The following is a 21,607-nucleotide window of genomic DNA, read 5'->3' as shown; positions in this document are numbered from 1 at the left end:
AACGGATATATAAAATTGTGTGAATTTTAAGCCTCTGTTTTCATCAAAAGCCCAGTCACTTCAGACAGTTTTTCCGCTAATTTCAGCGCTTCCTCGCTCGGCATCTGTCTGATGACATCACCAGTGTCTCTATCCAAAACAGTCACTACCGCTTGCCCTGAGTTTTCATCAACTTTAAATGCAAGCCCTTTACGCATCATAGACATCATATCAGAAAGTTCGGCGGCAACTTGGGTAAGCTTATCTAGATTCTGCTCGTTATTCGTAGCATCTTGCTCCATTGCCTCTTCAATCGCGGATACGCCTGAATCACGTTTCAATACCACATCTGAAACCGATGTTTTTGGCGGCAATTGAGCTAGCTCAACTCTATTTTGGACCAGTGCAGATGAATTTGCTATATGGATATCCATAGCCATTCCTCACTATATTGAGCATTTGTTTTCATCAATTGTTCAAACAAATACATCATAAAGTTTAATCACCATTTATGTAGCAAAGGGAGATCCGTCGCCGAACCTCCCTTAAAACCATTTCACTTCAGTATGTTATTACAACAGTGATAAGGCTACTTGAGGTAATTGGTTAGCTTGGGCCAACATCGCAGAACCCGTTTGTTGTAACACTTGGTTCTTCGTCATTTGTGACGTTTCTTTAGCAAAGTCAACATCCACAATACGGCTCTTCGCATCGGCAACGTTAGCTTGCGTATTAGCACTATTGCTGATGTTGTAAGCTAAACGGTTTTGTATAGCACCTAATTTTGCCCTTTGGTTATCAATTGACTTAATTGCTGCATCAATATTTGTTAGTGAAGTACTTCTCTGGGCCGCAGTAGAAACCTTAACATCCGAAGCCTGCACCTTTAGAGCACTTGCAGTCACTTTAGACACAGAAACCGCTATATCCTCTTTATTCTGGTGTCCCACTTGGAATGTCTTACCAGTAGCAAATGAACCATCCAGTAACTTAGTGTTACCAAATGCTGTTGTATTAGCAATAGCAGTAATCTCAGTTGCAAGCGCGTCCAGCTCTGATTTTATCGCTTCAAGATCGGATGTAGAATTTGAACCGTTTTCAGACTGAATAGTCAGATCACGCATACGTTGCAACATATTAGTTTGTTCTTGCATCGCACCTTCAGCAATTTGTGCGATAGAGATAGCATCGTTGGCATTACGCATACCGACTTCTAAACCGCGCACTTGGCTGTTTAATCGGTTAGAAATAGCTAAACCAGCGGCGTCATCTTTTGCGCTATTAATACGCAGACCACTGGATAAACGTTCCATGGAGGTGGCCAAGCCGCTTGCTGAAGTATTTAGGTTTTTCTGTGCTTTCAAAGATGTAACGTTTGTGTTTACTGTAATGGCCATGATCGTTTCCTCTTTATACCTGGCTTTATCTAAACTTGCCTGTCTGCTTAAGCCAGGCGGGTCTTAGTGGTTACAGTATATTTAACGGCCATCTTTTTTTTATCTTTAGTATTATTTTTAAAAAATTTTTATCTTTATAAAAAATCTTTTTTTTCATAAAGATAAAGCTTTTCAATTAAAAAATTTGCCTATTTTTCTAATCGTAGCTAGAAAAAGTAGGCAAAAGTAATCTACAAAAGATACGCTAACTTAAGCTTAGCCCAACAATGACAACGCCACTTGCGGTAATTGGTTTGCTTGAGCAAGCATCGCTGAACCCGTTTGTTGCAACACCTGATTCTTAGTCATTACTGAGGTTTCTTTCGCAAAGTCCACATCCACAATACGGCTCTTTGCATCGGCAACGTTAGCTTGAGTATTAGCGCTATTGCTAATGTTATATGCCAACCTATTCTGGATAGCCCCCAAATTTGATCTTTGCTTATCAATGGCTTTAATTGCTGCATCAATATTTGTTAGTGAAGTACTTCTCTGGGCTGCAGTAGAAACCTTAACATCCGAAGCCTGCACCTTTAGAGCACTTGCAGTCACTTTAGACACAGAAACCGTAATATCCTCTTTATTCTGGTGCCCCACTTGGAATGTCTTACCAGTAGAAAATGAACCATCCAGTAATTTAGTGTTACCAAATGCTGTAGAGTTTGCGATTGCTGAGATTTCAGAGGCTAATGCATCAATTTCTGATTTAATTGCTTCAATATCAGAAGTTGAGTTCGCACCGTTTTCTGCTTGAATGGTCAGGTCACGCATACGCTGTAACATGTTAGTTTGCTCTTGCATTGCACCTTCAGCAATTTGGGCAATAGAAATTGCATCGTTTGCGTTACGCATACCGACTTCCAAGCCACGAACCTGGCTGTTTAAACGGTTTGAAATTGCTAGACCAGCAGCGTCATCTTTTGCGCTGTTAATACGCAGACCGGAAGACAAACGTTCCATCGATGTCGCTAATGCTTGACCAGATGTATTTAAATTTTTCTGTGCCTTCATCGAAGTCACGTTAGTATTAACTGTAATAGCCATAATTTTTTCCTCTTCTAAGTATCTTGCCAAGACTTCGAAGCTTGGCCATTTCCAATCTTGAAACTACCTATGTATTCAGGTTGTTACCCCAAAATATCACGCTTAAATATAATCAAACAGGGAAACAGAACCCACCTTACTAAACACGCTAGAGACTGCGTTCAATGCAAGCTGCTGCTTTGCAAATTCCGTAATCGCTGACGCGTAATCAAGATCCTCAAGTAGAGAAAGAGCAGATGTATTCAACACTTGTTCCTCGATGTGAGTATCTTTGTAGCTTTCAACGGCTTTCAGATTATTCCCCGCCACACTTCTGGCAGAACTGATCTGATTGACACCACTATCGATGTCATTCAATATCTGTGCCAACTGAGATCGACCTTGAGGTGTGTTAGCTGAATTAGGATCTTCAATTAATGCGATCGCACGACTGATTGTATCGAAAATGCTGACTTCAGACTGTGGCTCCATGGTGAAACTATCGCCAGCGCTGGGTTTTCCAGAAATGTTGACTTCAATACCATTAAAACTTACAGGGGTTGCCGCATCAAAATTAGCAATGTTCGCCACTGGATTATTGGCTGAATCAAGTACTTGTAAATTGGTTCCACCAGAACCATTATCTGAAAAATTAAATGTATATGTATCAGCTAGATAAGTTGCTGGATCAGCAATCTTCGCCGTTTTAACACTAAACTCGCCCTGCTGGCTGGCCAAATAATTGACACTATAATCGCCAAGTCCATTGGGGGCTTTCATAAAAGCGGTGTCGCCAGGGACATTAGTTCCTAGTGCAACGCCAGACTGCACTAAACTATTTCGAATGCCAGAATCACCGCTATAAACTATTTTGGGTGGTGTAGAGTTATCGAAAGCAAAAGGCTCTTTATCAGTGCTGTAGCCAGAAAACATATAATTGCCAGATTCATCCTTACTATTGGCAATAGATAAGAGTTCTTCTAAGCTGCCTTTCATTTCATCGGCAATCATTTGCCGCTCAGAATCCGCGAGAGTGCCGTTTACCGCTCGCATAACTTGTTCACGTATGGAAGATGCCAGATTTTCGGCACTCCCCAACTTACTTTCAGTTACTGCTAATCGATTAGTCGCGTAGTCAATATTCTTCATAAATTGATCGACTAAGGCATTGCGTTGATTCAGGTTATCGATACCTAGCGCCGCGACAGGATCATCACCTGCAGTATTGACTTTTTTGCCACTACTGAGCTGTTCGAGGATCTTGCTAGTTGCCGTTTGCTTTTGCAGTACACTCGTAATGCTTTGATTAAAGATCTGCGCGGATGATAGTCGCATGATTAAATCTCCTAACGCACTGAAGTTAATAGGGTGTCAAAAATTTGTTGTGCCGTAGTCATGATACGGGCTGAGGCTTGATAAGCTTGTTGAAAACGCATTAAATTGGCGGCTTCTTCATCTAAGTTGACGCCCGATTCGCTTTCTACTCTGGCATAGGCTTGTTGGTAAATAGCCTCTGCAGACCCTACACGCACTTCGGCCGCTTTTGTCTTACTGCCTATGTCAATTTTTGTATTTTCAAATACATCCGCTAAGGTTGACTTCCCCCCATTCATCACTTTACTTTCACTCAATTTGGCCATAGCAACGGCGTTAGAGTTGTCGCCTTCAGCAAAGGCTAGGTTAAAGGTAAATCTGTCATTACTGGCGGCTGCGGTACTATCAACTTCAAAGGTAAAACCAAAGGCACTTATACTTGGGGGAGTATAAGGAGCGGCAGCGCCAAGGGAGGTTCCGGAGGCATCAAATGCTTCATAGGTTGGAGGTATCGCGGTGGTATCGAGCTGGATCGTCAATTCACTGCCAGTAATAGGAAAATTGGCTGCACTGCGATTCGTAATTTGCGTCAACTTAACTTGGGTATTACCTGAGTTCGCTGCATCAGCGGTTATTTTAGGCGAAGCGGCGGCAATGCCTTTTGGATCCGTCATTTCAACGGTAATGCCGTTAGCGGCGCCCGCAGTAGGGCGAATAACAAAGCGATCACCTGAAGCCATCGCCCCTGCTTTAATATCGATTGAAAATCCAGCACCACCTTCTAAGGTCGACCCATTTAACGTCAGTGGTGTAATTACCCCTGTTTCTGTATCCCTTAGTTCATAGGAGGCCGGCGCAGTAAAAGATAACTCATATGAGCCACCCGTTAATAAGCTTGTGTCATCAATATTCACGCCTAAGGTTGCGTTACCAGTATTGTTTGAATAGCCACCAACACGACCCAATGACATCAAAGGATCATTAATATCCCTAAAGATATTCGCTCCCACTTGGCCATTTAGATCTAATCCTTGTTGCTGCATTTTGTTGAAGTTATCAGCAATCCCCAGGGCCAACTGATCAAGCTCATGGCTTGCAGGAATTAACGTTTGATCACGGTACTCAAACAACGCCCCTAATTGCCCACCTAACTTGCTCGGATCGGCAGCAACACTTTGTGAGCCAATACTTGACGTCAATTGCAATTCATTGGGAAATGGATCTCCAGTTTTAGTATCCATCGTCATGGCGATTTCACCGGAAACCAACATCACCGAACCACCTAACATAATACTTTTTGCACCATTCTCTTGAGGAATTACATTCACCTGAGCATATTGGCTTAGCTCTTGAATGAGTGCATCTTGCTTATCGAGTAACATGGCATCTTGATTTGGCGATTTCATCAGCTCGAGATTTAAATTAGCCAGCTCCTTACTAATCTCGTTGATGCGCTTAGTCATCCCCGTGATCTGGTCATTGGTTTGCGTAAGCTGGCCATTTAGACTCGATTGCATCTGATTCAAGCTACTTGCCACTTGTTTAGCATCAGTCAGGGTTGAGCTGCGAAGACCTAAATCAGCAGGTAAATCCGCTAAACTGTTTACTCCAGCAAAGAGAGAATTTAAGCTCTGCGGCACCATTTTACCGGTTTGAGAAAACAGTTGGTCGAGCTCACTGAGTTTGCCATAACTCGCTTCAGCACCACTTAGGGTTGTTTGTCCAATACGTAATTCTCTTGCCGCATAGTCGTTGTAAATACGTTTTACATCATCAACGTAAGTCCCCGTGCCATAAAAACTATTACCAAGCCGTTGTGACTCTAGCGTCGACTGGGTTGCCACCTGCCTGTGATAACCTGCGGTATTCGCGTTGGCAATGTTATTACTGGTAACCCCAAGTTGCGACTGCGAGGCTAGCACCCCAGTACGAGCAATATTTAATAGGTCAATCGCCATTAGCCGACACTCCTCAGAACTAATAACCTATGAAGATTTATCATTTGTCTTCTCCTTGCAGTATCGACTTAAGCTCTTGGCTTATTGTCTGCATCACTTTAATGACTTTCTCAGCATATTTTGGATCGGTGGCATAGCCCGCATCCTGCAATGCACGAATAAATTGGGTTGGTGAAGCGGCGACTTTTTTAGCATCTTGATAACGCTCACCCTCAGCAATAAAGGTGACAAAATCGTTAAAACTATGTTCAAAATCAGTGTAAACGCGAAAATCGGCTTTTTGTCTAACGGCAATACCCTGCTCGAATTCCAAGGTACTCACGTTAGCCTTATCCCCAAGCCAACGGCGATCAGCCTTAATGTTGAATAAGTTATGGCTAGGAGTGCCGTTATTTCCGCGAACAATTTTTTGCCCCCAACCAGTCTCGAGCGCCGATTGAGCCAATAACACTTCGGGTTTAGTGCCAAGGGCTTTAGCGGCTTTTTCGGCATGGGGATATAACGTCGCTAAAAATTCTTCACGGCTACCAAACTTAAGCGTCTTTTGCGTTTCTCTAAATGCCACTGTCGGCAATATTTGGCCGCTGATAACAGGTTCTATCGGTGATAAGGGTTGCTCAGACCAGGTAGGCTTAGGTGTATCTATCGCCAACAAGCGTTCAGGTCGGTCAATGTCTAAGGAAGAAGTGACACCATCGGCCTTTTCAAATTCAACATTTGGACGCGCTATCGATGCAGGTACACCTTGTGCGGCTTGTTCTGAAGTGTTGCTATTTATAGCTTCAGCAATCGATGGGGCTTGAACAGGAATATTAAAGGCTTTAGCGTCATGTTCTAGTTTCATGCCACCATCATTACGTAGCACCGATGCAGGTGTTAGCTGGCTTGACTCAGGAGACAACTGCTGCACCATCATGTCAGCCAGCCCCAGCACACCTTTATCCGATAAGTCGACGGATAATTGCTGATCCCGCATCTGCTCATAAAATTTGGTGTATTGACTATTGAGAGGGCTGTCAGACTCAAACACCGCATTAGCATCACGCATGCTCTTCATCAGCATTTGCACAAAAACGCCTTCAAATTGCTGGGCGACTTTTTTCAAAGCGCCCTTTTCATCTTTCTGAGCCTGGGCGCGCAGGTTATCCAGCCCGCCCAAGTCAAGAAAATGTGATGAACTTGAAAGCTTTTCCATAATTTTCCCGACAGAAATTAGATGATGATAAGCTCACCATGCAAAGCACCTGCCACTTTTAATGCTTCTAGGATAGCAAGTACATCTGAAGGTGCTGCACCGACCAAATTCACGGCGCGCACTAATTCATCTAAGGTCGTGCCGGGATTAAACATAAACATCCTGCGATCACTTTCAGTCGCATTTATCGTGCTATTGCTGGTCACTGTTGTTTGGCCATTGGCTAGCGCATTTGGCTGAGACACCTGAGTCGCTTCGGCGATCGTCACAGTCAAACCACCATGAGTCACAGCCGCAGGTAATAACTTGACGTTCTGCCCAACGACTATCGTGCCAGTGCGCGAATTCACAATCACTTTGGCAGACTCCTCAGCAGGTTCCACCTCGATATTTTCGAGCGTAGCTAAAAAAGACACCCGTTGTGATACATCCCTTGGCGCACTGACTTGAATCGACGTTGCATCCAATGGGCGTGCCATATCAGGGCCGAGCAGATCATTAATCGCATCGGCCATACGCTGCGCGGTCGAAAAATCCGAGCGACGTAGGTTAAACGTCAAATAATCGCCAGTAGAAAACGGCGTAGCCACACTGCGTTCAACAATTGCGCCGTTAGGAATACGGCCAACCGTTGGCGTGTTTTGAATCACTTTCGAACCATCCAAACCATCGGCACTAAAACCACTTACCACTAAGCTGCCTTGGGCAATCGCATATACATTGCCATCAACCCCTTTGAGGAAGGTTTGCAGTAACGTCCCACCACGTAAGCTTTTTGCTTCACCTAGGCTTGAAACGGTCACATCCAATTCTTGGCCTGGTTTAATAAACGCTGGCATATCGGCATGCACAGCAACCACGGCCACGTTTTTGATTTTGGGTCTAAAATTTTCAGGCAAATTGATGCCGAAATTTTTAAGCATGGTGGTGAATGTTTGCTCTGTGTAATTGGTTTTCTCACCCGTACCAGGCAACCCCACTACTAAGCCATAACCAATTAACTGGTTATTTCGTACCCCTTGCACATTAGCAATATCTTTAATGCGTTCAGCCTGGCTTGGCATCGAAAACGCCAACATAACAACGGCCAAAATGAGTTTATATTTCATGATATGACTCCTTAGAAGGGCCACCAATCGCTCATAAAGAACTGGCTTAACCAGCCCACTTTTTGCGCTTCGGCGAAAGTACCAGTACCGCTGTATTGAATACGCGCATTGGCCATACGGGTTGAATCGATAGTGTTGTCAGGCTTGATATCCTGTGAACGCACTATGCCGGTCACTCGGATAAACTCATCGCCGTTATTAATGGAAATCCATTTCTCGCCACGCACCACTAAGTTGCCGTTATTGAGTACTTGCATTACGTTGGCGGAGATACTGCCATCTAAGCTATTGCTTTGATCGGCATCGGATTCCCGCTTAGTGTTCATACTGTCTTTGTAACGCAGATCGAGGGGAACCCCGCCAATCGACACATTACTACCACCGGCATAAATAGGATCGAGCGACATATCAGAGCCTTTTTTGATCTGATTACCCGCACTCTTTTTCGCCTGAGTCGCTTCCTTCAACACGATAGTGATGATGTCACCGACTTTATGGGCACGAATATCCGAGTAAAGACTCGCCGCTTGGCTATCTTGGTAAATCGACCCCGTTGCAGCAATTTTAGTCGGTGGTGCTTCGGGATAAACTGGGGCATAGAAGGGATCATCCGCAATCGGCTTCTTTGGAGTTGAACTACATGCCGCCAGCAAGAGCGTACTAGCCAATAGTAGATATCTAGCCATGATCATGTGCCTCTATAGATTCTGATTCACATAAGCCAGCATCTGATCGACCGCCGAAATCACTTTGGAGTTCATCTCGTAGATCCGCTGACTTTCAATGAGGTTAACTAGCTCTTCGGTCACGTTCACGTTAGAGGTTTCTAACGCACCTTGACGAATCGCTCCCATACCATCAAGTGATGCAGTGCCTTGAATAGGCGTACCACTCGCACCAGTTTCGGTGTATAGGTTTTGTCCCATAGGATCTAAACCCGACGGGTTAATAAAGTCGGTCATACTTAGCTGCCCAACGACCTGGTTTTCCGCCGCACCTGGTGTTTTTACCGAAACTTCCCCTTCAGCAGAGACTGTAATACTGGTTGCATCCTCAGGGATAGTGATCGCAGGTTGCAACACATAACCCGAACCCGGTGTGACAATTTGCCCAGTATCATCTAAGGTAAATTGACCATTACGGGTATAAGCCGTAGTCCCATCGGGGAGCTGCACTTCGAAAAATCCTGGGCCTTCAATCATCAAATCGAGCGAGTTGTCCGTGGTCAGCATATTGCCTTGGGTAAACATTTTTTGGGTGGCTACCACCTTGGTACCCGCACCAATGTTCAAACCGTTTGGCAACTTAGTGTTAGAGGCGCTGATCCCACCCGCTTGGTTAACAGTTTGATAAAGTAAGTCTTCAAATACCGCGCGGCTTTTTTTATAGCCCACAGTACTGGCGTTAGCGACGTTGTTTGAAATCACCGCAATATCGGTTTGCTGTGCGTCTAAGCCAGTTTTACTAATCCATAACGCTGGATGCATAATTTATCTCCTAACTAATCCGCATTAATGAAGATGAAGCGCGGTCATTTTCTTCCGCGGTTTTCATCATCTTCACTTGCAATTCAAATTGTCGCTGTAGGTCGATTAAGGACACCATCTCATCCACTGGATTGACGTTACTGCCCTCTACAGCACCACTTTCTACAAATACACTGGGATCGGCAGGCGCCGGATCACCGGATACCAAACGGAACAACCCATCCTCGCCGCGCATCATTTGTGCATTGCCAGGGTTTACTAACTTTAATCTTCCGACCTCTTCGACGACTTCTGTCGTCGCACCTTGAGGACGAACAGAGATAATCCCATCCTGTGAAATAGTGACCTTTTCAATTGGCAGCGGTAACACTATCGGTCCGGCATCACCCATCACGGGATTACCACGGTCGTTATGCAATAAACCTGTTGAGTCAAAACTGAGACTGCCAGAACGGGTATAAGCTTCACTACCATCCTGTGCTTGCACGGCAAACCAACCGTCACCTTTAATGGCAACGTCAAGATCGCGTCCAGTAGATTTAATCGGGCCCGAACGAAAATTGGCGGAGGGGGTTTCAACCATGGCAAAGACCCTTGTCGGTAATCCTTCACCAAAGGCTTGCATCGATCTGGCTTGCGCCATATCCGACTTAAATCCATCGGTATTTGCGTTGGCTAAGTTGTTGGCACGCAACGCCAACTCATTCATGTTTTGCTTAGCTCCGCTCATGGATATGTAGAGGAATTTGTCCACAGACTGCTCCGTCAAATTTTCAACCTGACAATAGCAAAGCAAGCATCATGCCAATAAAATTAATGGCTAATTTACTGATAAATTGGGAGAAGATTATGAGGAAATGGCGACAACGCCAAAAGAGGCTAAGTGTTGCCGCCATCGGCAACACTTAGAGAAGGAGTAAATCAGCTTAACGAATTTGCAGTACAGTTTGTTGCAGAGTGTTGTTCACTTCGAGGGTACGTGAGTTAGCCTGGAAGTTACGTTGCGCCGAAATTAAATCCACCAGCTCAGTCGTTAAGTCAATGTTGGACTGCTCTAATGCCGAAGAGCTGATGCTACCGAAGGTTCCACTGTTGGGTTCACCCGCGAGCGCTGGACCCGACTCAAGGCTGGCTTTCCATGAGGTGTTACCCACTTGAGTTAAACCTTGCTCGTTGGCAAAACGCACTAAGGCAACGCGGGATAATGGCACGGTTGAACCGTTAGAGTAGCTGGCGGTGATCAAACCATCTTCACCGATTTCAACGTTGGTTAAACGGCCCACTGTCGTACCATCTTGAGTTAATTCGGTGGCCGCAAACGGAGCCGAATACTGAGTAGGTGCATTGAACTTAATGGTCACATCTTGAGTGCCATCGGCACCTGGGCCTAACACGCCAGCACCACCCACGCCTAATGCTTCAGTCGTCACGACCGCAGGATCGCTTCCGGTATACACACCGACAGAGTTAAACTTCAACACCGAACCTTTCCAACCGCCTGTGGTTTGGGCTGTCTCTGTACCATCAGCCGTACCATCGCCATTGGTATCCGTCTGATAAGTCCCCGCAGGACCAGACACATCCACTTGCTTACCATCAATTGCGTAGTAGGCAACCCAGTTGTTTTCACCGTTGTAAGAGCCGTTGTTTGGCTTCACAAAATAGGTGGTCATGATATGCGGCTCACCGAGTGAGTCGTAAATCGTCATGGAGGTCACACTGTTGTAGGTTTTAGAGTCCAGCGGGTCAAAGGCAGCAGGATCGAGTGAACCTTCTTTCGCATTTAAGTTCATCTGCAGAGTCACGTTTTCAGTCTGAACTGGACTGCCAGCAGTATCAGGAATTTGCACAGGTTTAGCCGTCGTTAAACTGACCGATGTCGAATTACCATCTTTATCAACTGGGAAGGTTTGCAGGTAATTACCTGCAGAATCAACCATATAATTATTTTTATCGACTTTGAATGCACCTGCACGGGTAAACTGATGATCTAGGGTGCCAATCTCAGAAGCCGTCACAAAAAAGCCGCCCCCTTTGATCGCTAAATCTAAGGAGTTATTAGTCAGCTGCAAACTACCTTGGTGGAATTGCTGTGCCACTTGACTCGTTGCCACACCACCACCGACGGCGGTTTTAGAGTTAGAGAAAATTGAATTAGCGTAAACATCCGCAAATTCAGCACGCGATTCTTTAAAGCCAATGGTGTTAGCATTCGCAATGTTGTTCGCGGTAGTGTTTAAGTCTTTCTGTGCAGCAGAAATGCCACTCAATGCAATGTTAAACGACATAATTCACCTCTACATTTCACTCAATTCAATTAAGGACCCAGGTCCAACTCAATACTGACAAATTAGGTTTCTGATACCGCGAGCACATCAGAGAGCTTAATACCTGCACCACCGCGAAGATTCAGAATCGCCCCAGTGCTTGCTGTGCCCAATGAAACACTGGTCACATGGGCATAGGTCGAAACGGCAAGCTCTTGAGATTCTCCATCAACAAGACCGCTGGCCTTAATGGTGTAATTGCCGGCACTAACAGGCTCACCATTTTCATTCAGACCATCCCATGTCACAGGGATGTTGCCGCCATCACTGCCATCGATGTTAAAGGTGCTAACCACTTGGCCTTTATCATCTAGCACACGCACGTTAATCACAGGAATTTTGTCTGGCGTACTCACCACGCCACTCAGGGTGGGGCTTTCGACTGACACATTGCCGGTATCGGTTGGGATCAACACCTTACGTCCAACTAATCCCGATGCTTGCAGCGCCTGACTCGATGTCATCACGCTGTTTAAATTAACAATCTCATCATTGAGCTTTGAAATACCATCCACGGTAGAAAAAGATGCCATTTGTGCAATCATCTGGTCGTTGTCGACGGGCTTAAACGGATCCTGCATCGACAACTGCTGACTGAGTAATGAAAAAAAGTCTTCCTGCGTCAGCTGTTGACTCTTAGCTTCTGGCACAACCGATTGGCTAGGCAAGCGGATCCCATCTAAAAATGGATTGCCGGTTGATGTACTCGTTGTGCTCGTGGTATTAGTCGCCACCGTATTCGATTGGCTCTTAGCTTGAGTCGTCTGAGCCGTATTCTGGCTAAGTTGGTTAATGAGGCTCACAGCTTACCTCCTAAATCGCGCATGTTATTTACCCATCCCAAGTGTTTGTTGCAGCATAGATTTTGCGGCTTCTGCGACTTGAACATTCATCTGATATGAGCGAGAGGCAGAAATCATATCCGCCATTTCTTCCATGACATTCACATTCGGCTTATAAATAAAACCATCCGCATCCGCCATCGGATGATCGGGCGAATACTCTTTTAATAGGGGTTTATCGCTCTCAACAATGCCTTTTACTGCAACACCTTGAGAAGCTTGCTGTTGGCTCTGCGCTTTCGCCATTTCAGCTTCAAAAATGGGATGACGTGAGCGGTAAGTTTTATCAATACTGCTAGAAACAGAATCGGCGTTAGCGATGTTACTCGCCGTGGTATTGAGTCGGACGGACTGGGCTGACATACCGGAGCCTGCCACATCAAAAATGCTAAATAAACTCATGATTAATCCCCTCTCAGCGCTTTTTTCATGCCGCTAAACTTACTGTCCAAAAATCCCAGAGACATTTGATATTCGAGCGCATTTTGCATAAATGCCGACTGTTCCTGTTGAATATCCACTGTATTGCCATCTCCAGTATCTGGCTGATTTGGCACACGGAACTTCACGTATTGTCCCGTTAACTGTGCGAGGCCAAAATGCTGCTCATCGCCTGTCATCTCAAGGCTATTGCGTTGCTGTTGCTGGGTTTTCGCAATATTTAAGGCCGCAGAAAAATCGACGTCACGGGCTTTATAATGTGGCGTATCGGCGTTTGCGATGTTGCTTGAAATTACTTCGGCACGCTCGGCACGTATCCCCAAAGTAAATTGGTGCACACCTAGTGCCTTATCAAAATTAATCGCCATAAAATTGCCTCCATCGTGACTCTCACGGGAACAAAGCAATTCATGTGCCAAAAAACAGAAACTATCAGAAATGTGTAGAAAAGGGGTTTGACGGGGTAAAAAATTACCGACTCATGTCGGTAATTTTTATTTAATATCATAATATTAAGTCTTTTTCTGGTAATAGATACCCGGGTTGCAACGAACCATATCAAATTCATCCGTCAGACCCGCAATCGACTCTGACGCGCCGAGAAAGAGTATGCCCTTCGGATTTAAAGCGGCAGCGAATTGCCGCAAAATTTTTGCTTTTGCCTCTGGGGCAAAATAGATCAGCACATTTCGACAGAAGATAATGTCGAACTTGCCGAGTAAGGTGTAACTCTCAAGTAAGTTATGGGCGCGAAAATTGACTAAACGCTTAACGTTATCCTTAACTCGCATGTTGCCAGAGGGCAAAGCATCAAAAAACTGGCGCTTACGTTCCTCGGATAAACCACGCGCTAGCGCCAAACTATCGTATTCGGCATTTTTGCAACGTTCCAACATCGAAGGTGAAAGATCGGTTGCTTGAATCGAGGCGCCGCCCGGCAAAGCTCCCGGCTTCTTCTGTTGATATTCTAAGATAGTCATTGCCAACGAATAAGGCTCTTGGCCAGACGAGCAGGCAGCGGACCATATTTTTAATGGACGCCCCAACTTACTGTATTCAGGTAACAACACATTATTGAGCAACTCAAACGGATAACGGTCACGAAACCATAAGGTTTCATTGGTAGTCATGGCGTCGATCACTTCTGCCCGTAAGGCTCGCTCCGTGGGCTTCATCGAATGTTTTACCACATCGGATAACGAAGGCAGATTATATTTGCCCATCAAGGGAGCAAGACGGCTACGTACTAGGTATTGTTTATTTTCCCCCAGTACGATGCCGCTGTGTTGTTCTAGGAACAACCTAAATTGATTATATTCGGCTTCAGCGAGTGATTTGTCAGGCACATTCACGTCCTAGATCCTATAGCAAGCACCCAAATAAGTGCCAACAATCATGTAATAAGGGCTAGATTATAGCGTAAAGCGCTACTAGGCACTAACCCACACTTTCACTACAAACTTAAATGCTTGTTCACTGCTGCCGCTAATTCATCAGGATTGAATTTCGCGATAAAGTCGTTGGCGCCTACTTTTTGCACCATGGCCTGGTTGAACACGCCGCTGAGTGAGGTATGTAAAACGACCTTAATATGCTTAAGTTTTGGATCGTCGCGGATTTCTGCCGTTAAGGTATAACCATCCATTTCAGGCATTTCGATATCAGAAATAATTAATGGGATCTCTTCGGCGACATTGTTCATTTCACCAGCAATCGCCTTTAACTTGTCCAATGCCTCGCGGCCATCTTTTGCCGTATCAATCTGTAAGTTTAATGATTCCAACGCGCGAATAATCTGTTTACGAGCCACAGCCGAATCATCAATCACCATGATGTGATAATGCTGACTTCTATCGATAGTGAGCTGCTCATTGACTTCTTCACTAATCGCGGTTTTTACTGGGGAGATTTCATCAAGAATCTTTTCAACATCGAGAATTTCGACTAACTCGCCTTCAATTTCAGTCACCGCCGTCAAATAGGAATAACGGCCAGCACCTTGCGGTGGCGGCATAATAGCTTCCCAATTCATGTTGATGATACGTTCAACTGAACTGACCAAGAAACCTTGCACGCTGCGGTTATATTCTGAAATGATAATAAAGCAATTTTCGGTACTCGCGAGCGGACGTCCGCCAGTTGCGGCACTTAAATCGATCACTGAAATGGTCGTTCCGCGAATATGTGCCACCCCTTTGACGTAGGGATTAAGTTTAGGCAAGGCCGTTAATGGTGGACACTGCAGAACCTCTTTCACTTTGAATACGTTAATCCCAAAACGTTGACGACCATTCAACTTAAATAGCAATAGTTCTAGTCGGTTTTGACCTACGAGTTGGGTGCGTTTGTTGACTGAATCAAGAATACTCGACATAACTCTGCCTTGTTGTTCTGTTTATGTACGGCCATAAAACTCGTTTGAGTATAGGCATATTAATTGCTTGCGTCTTGTTATCCATAACCATAGTTGAAACTGAGTCAAACTTCTGACACGAAATTTTGGCCTTAACGACACAGGACAGTTTCACGTTTGATAAAAGTATAGGTGCATTCTGGCGTTACAAGCTAGTCTCTTCATTATGAAAGTAAATTTAGTATATTTTTTATGTGTTATCGCATTATTTCTCACCTCGGCGGCCAATGCAGCTCCCGAGGTACCTAGCGTATCGGCGATATCAGAGTTAGCTAAAGCCCTTATTAATGAAAAGATTTCAGTGCCAGCGAATGCCAAAGTGGAAATCGCTCCCCAACCTATCGACAACCGACTACTGCCAGCACAATGCGCATCCCCAATAAAAGTTGAACTAGCATCCGATAGGGAAATCAGCCGCAACAACACAGTAAAAGTCAGCTGTGATACACCTGATTTGGCCTACCCTTGGCAGATTTTTATGTCGGTGCGTGTTGATATTCTGTTCCCTGTGGTCGTTGCCAGCGAAACACTGGCGCCAGGGGAGTTAATCAGTCCGACTCAGGTTGAAATCCGTTATATTGATCAAAATAGTTTACGCGGAATGCAATTTAGCGATACCAGCCAACTTTCAGGCGTACGGGTTAAACGCCGTGTTGCCAAAAATTTTCCCATTTTTGCCAACAACCTTTGCTTTGTCTGTAAGAATGATTCAGTGTCGATTTATGTCCGTTCCAGTAATTTTGTGCTAAAAACCGTGGGTGAAGCACTGCAAGATGGTAATATTGGTGACCAAATTAGGGTCAAAAATAGCAGCTCAAACAAGGAACTAGATGCTATAGTCACAGCCATTGGCGAAGTCGAAGTTAGAATGTAAAATAAGCTAAAGCTTTTCGTTGGGCTGCCGATACCCCAGTTAAGAAATCCCGTATACACGACGCTGGAGCCTAAAATGGCAATTGATATTAGCAAATTTAACGCCGGAGCGGCCGCGCAAGTCCGTTCAAACAGTACTAAAAAGAGCAGTGAAAGCGAGCAATCGACTCAGGTTGCGGCCAAATCGACTCAACAAAAAGGTGACTCTGTTGTCATTACGGCTCAAGCTCAACAGCTACAAGGAGCTCAAACCAAAATGGCCAGCCTACCTGAAGTCGACCAAAAGAAAGTCGCTGAAATTAAGCAAGCGATTGCCGAAGGTCGCTATAAAATTGATCCCGAAAAGTTGGCGGCCAACATTGCCAGCTTCGAAGCTGAATTGAATGACCTCAATAAAGAGTAACTATGACAGAAATAGCTAAACTGGTAGATCAACAACACGCCCATTTGGCTGTTCTTAAACAGATTATTCTTAAGGAAAAAGGCGCTTTGGTTGACCAAAACGCCGATTTGCTTTTATCGCTTGCGGAGCAAAAATCAACATGCCTGCAAGAACTCAAGGCCAACGATGACTTACTGGCCAATCACAGCGATAAATCCTTACTCTCCTCGCAAGTAGAACTATCCCATAAAATGGCCGCCGTAAAAGAGGCCCTTGCCGAATGTAAGGATCTTAACGCTCAAAATGCCAGTCTCATCGAGATGAATTTGGCGAGTCTAAACCGTTTTGCCCAAGCCTTACAGGCGAGCCGAAACGCGACCACTCTGACTTATAACGATAAAGGCAGAACTTCGACCCTTTCTAGCTTAGGCAATGATTTAAAAGCATAAGTCGAGCAGTAAATAGTAAACGGGATATAAAAAAAGCCGCGCTAAAACTGAGTGCGGCTTTTGTTTATTGGTACTGCAAGGACTAGTCACCCTGCCCTAGTGCTAAAAATAGGTAACGTCTTTAATTCTTTGTGGGCGGCTCTGCTGTTGGTAAATTTGCCATACCTTGGCAAAATCAAGCTCCAACTCAGTGACATAGTGATCCCCTGCCGGATAGCTTTTTACCACTCTCGCGCCGCGGATCACCCCAGTCACAGAAGCTTTAACATTGTCATCTGTCAGCATCCAATCACTGACACTGCTATTGGCGGTGATCTTTTGTCCATACACTTGTTCAGCCAGTTCACGATAAGCCACAATTTTTGAGGCCTGCATCGCCATCAATACTCGTTGGGACTGCTCTTTAGCCGGTTGAGTCGCAAGCGGGGCATAACCTATGGCCGTCAGCTTAGGAAAACTGCTTGGCGGTACATCTTCCCACTGAACATATTTATCTTTGGCAGCACACCCTGTTAGTAGGAGCGCCGCAACAATGAATAGGTAGCGTTTCATTTTCCATCTCCTAGCACTCGCACTTCATTCATACCAGGGCTCGACTGGCGGTATAAAATCCCATCCTGAGAGATAACTTGCTCTGAAGGCTGCATGTAATTACTCAACTCTTTTTGGGTCACATAAGTTTGAGAGGCTGAGACCACACGGTTATTACTCAGGGTGACAATTCGTGTGTTGATTGCCATGCCATTAGTCGTGGGACTCATCGTCGATACCACAATATGGTCAACGGGTAAGTTGGTCGAAAGCTTTTGCCAATCGCGCGTCAAAATAAAATCGCCATCAGCCGTCACATTCAGCCCATCACCTAAATTCAAATCCACCACATTAAACATAAAGCTATGCAAAGACGTCATGAGCCCTTGCTGGAGCTGCTGCGCCAGCGCATTGGTGCTACTCAAATTCCCCACTAACACAGGCGTGGCAACAACGATAGGTTGGTCGGGACGCAAGGCATCATTCTGCTTGACTAGCTCAGTCACAATGCGCTGCGCGAGATGATTAATTGTCGCCGTAGGCGGCAAACCATTGCCGTCAGCTAAGCTAGGTTTGGGCGGTGCCACGGGTTTAGTCGCACACCCAACCAGCACTAACAGTGCCAGAGGAATGAATGCACGCTTAAGCATAGAAGTAACCTCGTCATCAGTATCAATGTGGCCCAGTGGGAGCCGCAATCTTTGCCATAAAGCAAGCAAGTATTAGACCAAGTCAAAATATTGCGCTTAATGAACTCTTCAGATTATCGACAAATCTATTGATAACTTTATCCCTATACCACGATAAATCAGGCATACAATTTGCTTGGAGCCATAAAGCACCGCCAGTAAACTGACTCATCCTAGCAATTTTAGTTAAGGGCTTATTGATGAACATACTAAGAAAGAACTTGCTCATAATCAGCAGCCTACTGCTATTTGCTGCACAGGCAAACGCCGAATGGGTCGAGGCCAGTGGAGAAGCGGTGATCACCAATGGCAACATCGCCCAAGCACGTGAAGAAGCCATCAATCAAGCGGTGAGTTATGCCACGCTCAGTACCGGTATCCAAATCACCAGCGAACAGCAAACGACTAACGGCAACTTAACGCAAAACAGCTTTGCGATTAATCGTTATGCCCAGGCGATTAGCATTCAATTGGTGAGCGAGCGTATTCAAGGCAATAAAATCTATGTATCCCTCAGGCTCGATCTCAATGATGATCCAACCCAGCAATGCCCGGCAGGCCAATTAAAGGCCGCCATCTTAATTCCCCAAGCGCAAATAAAAGACCGAGCACAGTTACGCTACGGACAATTATCGGGATTTGAAGAAGTCATCTCCGAGAAACTGGGTAATAGTATTGATGGCTACTCATCTACTGGTTTTAGCCATATCCATGCCAAAGAACGGCTTGATATCGCACAAGAATTGGTCGATATCCGCGGCTATAGACTTCCGAGTTGGCTGAGTGAAATTACCGATAGCCAATACATTTTATTACCGCAAATTATTGATATTTCAACCGAGCCAGTAAAAGCCACCTTTATGGGATGGTGGGATGAAGCGCCACAAAGGCAGTTCCAATTAAAGCTTAGCCTTTATCACGGCATTAGCGGTGAAGAAGTATGGAACAAAACCTACAGCACATCGGCTCGGTGGGAATTTGAGGAACAAGCCATTGTTGCCCCCAATAGTGATAGATTTTGGCGTTCATCCTACGGCAAAAATATCAGCCAACTGCTGCAAGAAGCGACTCGCGATATTGATAACACGCTCAACTGTAGACCACTACTTGGGCAAGTTGTCAGTCGTCAAGGAGACCGGATTATCCTCAACCTAGGCCGAAAACATGGCATTAGAGTTGGCGATAAGTTCCAAGTGGTGTTACAACGCAATTTACCAGATAGACTCAATGAAATGCGTGCCATTGCTACCAAAAGCCGAGCAACAGTGCAAATTGAACAAGTGAGTGAAGAAAGTGCAACAGCCGTACTCGTTGACCAAAATGCAGTTTACAATGTACAGATAAACGACATCGCGATTAAGATTTAAGCAACTAAATCATAAGCCTTTTAATCACAGATAAAACCAGTATAATCACTCTCGTCTCTTCATAGCTCAACAGGATAGAGCAGCCGCCTCCTAAGCGGCCGATCGGGGTTCGAGTCCCTGTGGAGAGACCAGATAGTGATGTCGGTAATATCAAATAACAAAAGCTTCCGAGGAAACGGAATGACTGAACTATTTGCCAATAATCTACATATTATTACCAAACGCTGGCCGATTGTGGCTGCTGCGATCAAAAGCCAATCAATAGATCAACTTGATGCGCACTTAGTTCAAGGCCAAAACCAAACTATCAGTGTTAATGGCATTCAGCTCAGTAGTCGTCACGACCGCATCGCCGAAGCACAACTTTTTATTGATACTCTTCCCCCAAATGCTCGCCAAGTAACGGTTTATGGCGTGGGAATGGGTGATGTACCGAGTCTATTAACGGATAATCCACAATACCAAACTATTGAAGTGTGTATTTTAAATCTGAGTATTTTTGCTCTTCTAATTTCTTATACAGACCAAAGGGAATGGTTAAGCCACCCAAATATCACCTTAAATGCACTTCCAAGTGCCATAATTAACTACCCCAACATATCAATCACACCAGATCTCACACTTGTTAGCGATGAAAATGCAACTTTAAGAGACCTCTTAGTGTTAGAGCTGAATCGTAGTTTTTCTAATCAGCGACATCAGGTTAATGATCCGGCGATATTACAACGTTTCAATGATAATCAGTTTTATATCTCCACCGATCCCGATGCTTTGCAATTAGTTCAGAAGCATAATCATTATAAAGCGATTGTTATCGGGTCTGGCCCTTCATTAGAAGAGCATTATAGTTATTTACAAAAAATAACTACCGTGTCATCTAATCGACCAACCGTTATCGCAGCAGATACCGCATTACGAGGCTTGCTTCACCATAATATAAAACCAGATATAGTTGTCTGTATTGATGGATTAATTGGGCAATATCATCTGCCGTTAGCTTTGACTCATCATATTGATCTTGTGTACTTTCCTCGAGTAAGTCCTGAAATACTCGCGGCGTGGCAAGGTCAGAGATATATTGCCTATGGCACAAGTCCACTCTATGATTCTTTGGCAATTTCCACTCCTAAGCTTCGACTATTCACGAGTGGCAGCGTGATCCACCCCGCCATAGACTTAGCCGTAAAATTAAAAGCAAAAGAGATTACATTATTGGGATGTGACTTTTGTTATTGTCATAACAAAAGTCACGCGTTTTGGAATGACCATCATTTTAATGAAACTGAAGTAAATGAAAAAATTTGGGTCAATGCAGTCAGTCAAAAAGTAAAAGATGCAAAACACTGGCTAATTAATGGCAAAGGACAACGAGTTGCAACAGATCTTAATCTACGTGCCTACCTGAGATATTTAGAACGTTATATCGGTCAACATCCTGAAATTAAGTTTTATCAAGCGAGTTTATCAGGGGCTAGAATTCGTGGATCTCAATATAAGGAACTTATCTAATGCGATTAAATCTTGAAGACTCTCTTCGCCAAACGGCACATTTATTCCGTCTAGGTAAAGAAGCTCAAGCTTCAGTAGAACTACGTAACTGCCTAGAAATTATAGAAAAATCCAATTCAGAGATAACACATTTGGCTGCTTTCCAACAAATTCTGCCATCAATGCTGCAAGCTCAAGAACAACATGATTGGCTCAGTCTTGCAGATTACTTAGAGTATGAATTAATAGCCTTAATCAGTACCTGAAAATACTACAGACATAAAGCTTATCTCTAACTTGCCGT

At 44.6% G+C, this 21,607-nt stretch carries 24 protein-coding genes and 1 tRNA gene; 7 read left to right on the top strand and 18 right to left on the bottom strand.

Translation table 11 applies throughout. From position 1 onward, the window contains the following. Positions 1-26: 26 nt before the first annotated feature. The 16 genes from N7386_RS06660 to N7386_RS06585 form a co-directional block, all read right to left on the bottom strand. On the bottom strand, positions 27-413 hold the full coding sequence (locus N7386_RS06660; protein ID WP_218677680.1) for a flagellar protein FlaG: 387 nt from the start codon (positions 411-413) through the stop codon (positions 27-29). A gap of 138 nt (positions 414-551) precedes the next feature. Further along, the gene (locus N7386_RS06655) at positions 552-1,376 is read right to left on the bottom strand and encodes a flagellin (protein WP_279767583.1); all 825 of its coding nucleotides are present in this window, start codon (positions 1,374-1,376) and stop codon (positions 552-554) included. A gap of 255 nt (positions 1,377-1,631) precedes the next feature. Next, positions 1,632-2,459, bottom strand: coding sequence for a flagellin (locus N7386_RS06650; protein ID WP_279767580.1), 828 nt, complete (start codon positions 2,457-2,459; stop codon positions 1,632-1,634). A gap of 102 nt (positions 2,460-2,561) precedes the next feature. Beyond that, a complete protein-coding gene (flgL, locus tag N7386_RS06645; RefSeq protein ID WP_011716405.1) occupies positions 2,562-3,773 on the bottom strand; it encodes a flagellar hook-associated protein FlgL in 1,212 nt (403 codons plus the stop codon). An 11-nt stretch (positions 3,774-3,784) separates the two neighbouring features. Beyond that, positions 3,785-5,710, bottom strand: coding sequence for a flagellar hook-associated protein FlgK (flgK, locus tag N7386_RS06640; RefSeq protein ID WP_037424813.1), 1,926 nt, complete (start codon positions 5,708-5,710; stop codon positions 3,785-3,787). Positions 5,711-5,750: 40 nt separating this feature from the next. Continuing rightward, a complete protein-coding gene (locus N7386_RS06635; RefSeq protein WP_279767578.1) occupies positions 5,751-6,905 on the bottom strand; it encodes a flagellar assembly peptidoglycan hydrolase FlgJ in 1,155 nt (384 codons plus the stop codon). Positions 6,906-6,922: 17 nt separating this feature from the next. Then, positions 6,923-8,014, bottom strand: coding sequence for a flagellar basal body P-ring protein FlgI (locus N7386_RS06630; protein ID WP_037420597.1), 1,092 nt, complete (start codon positions 8,012-8,014; stop codon positions 6,923-6,925). A gap of 11 nt (positions 8,015-8,025) precedes the next feature. Next, positions 8,026-8,700 (bottom strand): flagellar basal body L-ring protein FlgH, encoded by a 675-nt coding sequence (gene flgH, locus N7386_RS06625; RefSeq protein WP_279767576.1) that lies wholly within the window; start codon positions 8,698-8,700, stop codon positions 8,026-8,028. Between the two features lie 12 nt (positions 8,701-8,712). Then, positions 8,713-9,501, bottom strand: a complete 789-nt coding sequence (flgG, locus tag N7386_RS06620) for a flagellar basal-body rod protein FlgG (protein ID WP_011716400.1) — start codon at positions 9,499-9,501, stop codon at positions 8,713-8,715. 10 nt (positions 9,502-9,511) lie between these two features. Beyond that, entirely contained in the window at positions 9,512-10,255 is a 744-nt protein-coding gene (flgF, locus tag N7386_RS06615; RefSeq protein WP_011716399.1) for a flagellar basal-body rod protein FlgF, read from the bottom strand. A gap of 172 nt (positions 10,256-10,427) precedes the next feature. Then, positions 10,428-11,789 carry a flagellar hook protein FlgE gene (gene flgE / locus N7386_RS06610; RefSeq protein WP_086903735.1) on the bottom strand — a complete coding sequence of 454 codons (1,362 nt, stop codon included), beginning with the start codon at positions 11,787-11,789 and terminating at the stop codon, positions 10,428-10,430. 62 nt (positions 11,790-11,851) lie between these two features. After that, positions 11,852-12,631, bottom strand: coding sequence for a flagellar hook assembly protein FlgD (gene flgD, locus N7386_RS06605; RefSeq protein ID WP_126512809.1), 780 nt, complete (start codon positions 12,629-12,631; stop codon positions 11,852-11,854). 24 nt (positions 12,632-12,655) lie between these two features. Continuing rightward, a complete protein-coding gene (flgC, locus tag N7386_RS06600) occupies positions 12,656-13,072 on the bottom strand; it encodes a flagellar basal body rod protein FlgC (protein WP_011622048.1) in 417 nt (138 codons plus the stop codon). 2 nt (positions 13,073-13,074) lie between these two features. Then, the gene (flgB, locus tag N7386_RS06595; protein WP_011716395.1) at positions 13,075-13,479 is read right to left on the bottom strand and encodes a flagellar basal body rod protein FlgB; all 405 of its coding nucleotides are present in this window, start codon (positions 13,477-13,479) and stop codon (positions 13,075-13,077) included. A 144-nt stretch (positions 13,480-13,623) separates the two neighbouring features. Then, positions 13,624-14,463: a protein-glutamate O-methyltransferase CheR gene (locus tag N7386_RS06590; RefSeq protein WP_011716394.1), complete on the bottom strand. Its 840-nt coding sequence runs from the start codon at positions 14,461-14,463 to the stop codon at positions 13,624-13,626. A 101-nt stretch (positions 14,464-14,564) separates the two neighbouring features. Next, positions 14,565-15,485: a chemotaxis protein CheV gene (locus N7386_RS06585; RefSeq protein ID WP_011716393.1), complete on the bottom strand. Its 921-nt coding sequence runs from the start codon at positions 15,483-15,485 to the stop codon at positions 14,565-14,567. 205 nt (positions 15,486-15,690) lie between these two features. Between N7386_RS06585 and flgA the strand changes: the two genes are divergently transcribed. From flgA to N7386_RS06570, 3 genes are all read left to right on the top strand, one after another. Then, positions 15,691-16,398: a flagellar basal body P-ring formation chaperone FlgA gene (gene flgA / locus N7386_RS06580; protein ID WP_011716392.1), complete on the top strand. Its 708-nt coding sequence runs from the start codon at positions 15,691-15,693 to the stop codon at positions 16,396-16,398. A 75-nt stretch (positions 16,399-16,473) separates the two neighbouring features. Continuing rightward, positions 16,474-16,800, top strand: a complete 327-nt coding sequence (gene flgM, locus N7386_RS06575; protein WP_011622043.1) for a flagellar biosynthesis anti-sigma factor FlgM — start codon at positions 16,474-16,476, stop codon at positions 16,798-16,800. A 2-nt stretch (positions 16,801-16,802) separates the two neighbouring features. Beyond that, positions 16,803-17,228 (top strand): flagellar protein FlgN, encoded by a 426-nt coding sequence (locus tag N7386_RS06570; RefSeq protein ID WP_011716391.1) that lies wholly within the window; start codon positions 16,803-16,805, stop codon positions 17,226-17,228. A gap of 102 nt (positions 17,229-17,330) precedes the next feature. Here N7386_RS06570 and N7386_RS06565 read toward each other — a convergent pair whose 3' ends face one another. Together N7386_RS06565 and N7386_RS06560 are read right to left on the bottom strand one after the other, a co-directional pair. Then, positions 17,331-17,780, bottom strand: coding sequence for an LPP20 family lipoprotein (locus tag N7386_RS06565; RefSeq protein WP_011625672.1), 450 nt, complete (start codon positions 17,778-17,780; stop codon positions 17,331-17,333). After that, on the bottom strand, positions 17,777-18,409 hold the full coding sequence (locus N7386_RS06560; protein ID WP_126512808.1) for a FlgO family outer membrane protein: 633 nt from the start codon (positions 18,407-18,409) through the stop codon (positions 17,777-17,779). Before N7386_RS06560 ends, N7386_RS06565 begins: the two co-directional genes overlap by 4 nt. Positions 18,410-18,648: 239 nt before the next feature. On the opposite strand from N7386_RS06560, the gene N7386_RS06555 reads away from it, so the two are divergent. The 4 genes from N7386_RS06555 (at position 18,649) to N7386_RS06540 (ending at position 21,569) form a co-directional block, all read left to right on the top strand. Further along, positions 18,649-19,815: a flagellar assembly protein FlgT gene (locus N7386_RS06555; protein WP_279767564.1), complete on the top strand. Its 1,167-nt coding sequence runs from the start codon at positions 18,649-18,651 to the stop codon at positions 19,813-19,815. Between the two features lie 55 nt (positions 19,816-19,870). Continuing rightward, positions 19,871-19,946 (top strand) — tRNA-Arg (locus N7386_RS06550). A gap of 49 nt (positions 19,947-19,995) precedes the next feature. Beyond that, positions 19,996-21,324, top strand: a complete 1,329-nt coding sequence (locus tag N7386_RS06545) for a 6-hydroxymethylpterin diphosphokinase MptE-like protein (protein ID WP_279767562.1) — start codon at positions 19,996-19,998, stop codon at positions 21,322-21,324. Further along, positions 21,324-21,569 (top strand): hypothetical protein, encoded by a 246-nt coding sequence (locus N7386_RS06540; RefSeq protein WP_279767560.1) that lies wholly within the window; start codon positions 21,324-21,326, stop codon positions 21,567-21,569. The genes N7386_RS06545 and N7386_RS06540 overlap by 1 nt, the downstream gene beginning before the upstream one ends. Positions 21,570-21,607: the final 38 nt, after the last annotated feature.

Origin of the sequence: Shewanella sp. GD04112 (assembly GCF_029835735.1) — a bacterium.
Lineage (GTDB): Bacteria > Pseudomonadota > Gammaproteobacteria > Enterobacterales > Shewanellaceae > Shewanella.
This window is presented reverse-complemented; position numbering and strand designations above follow the sequence as displayed.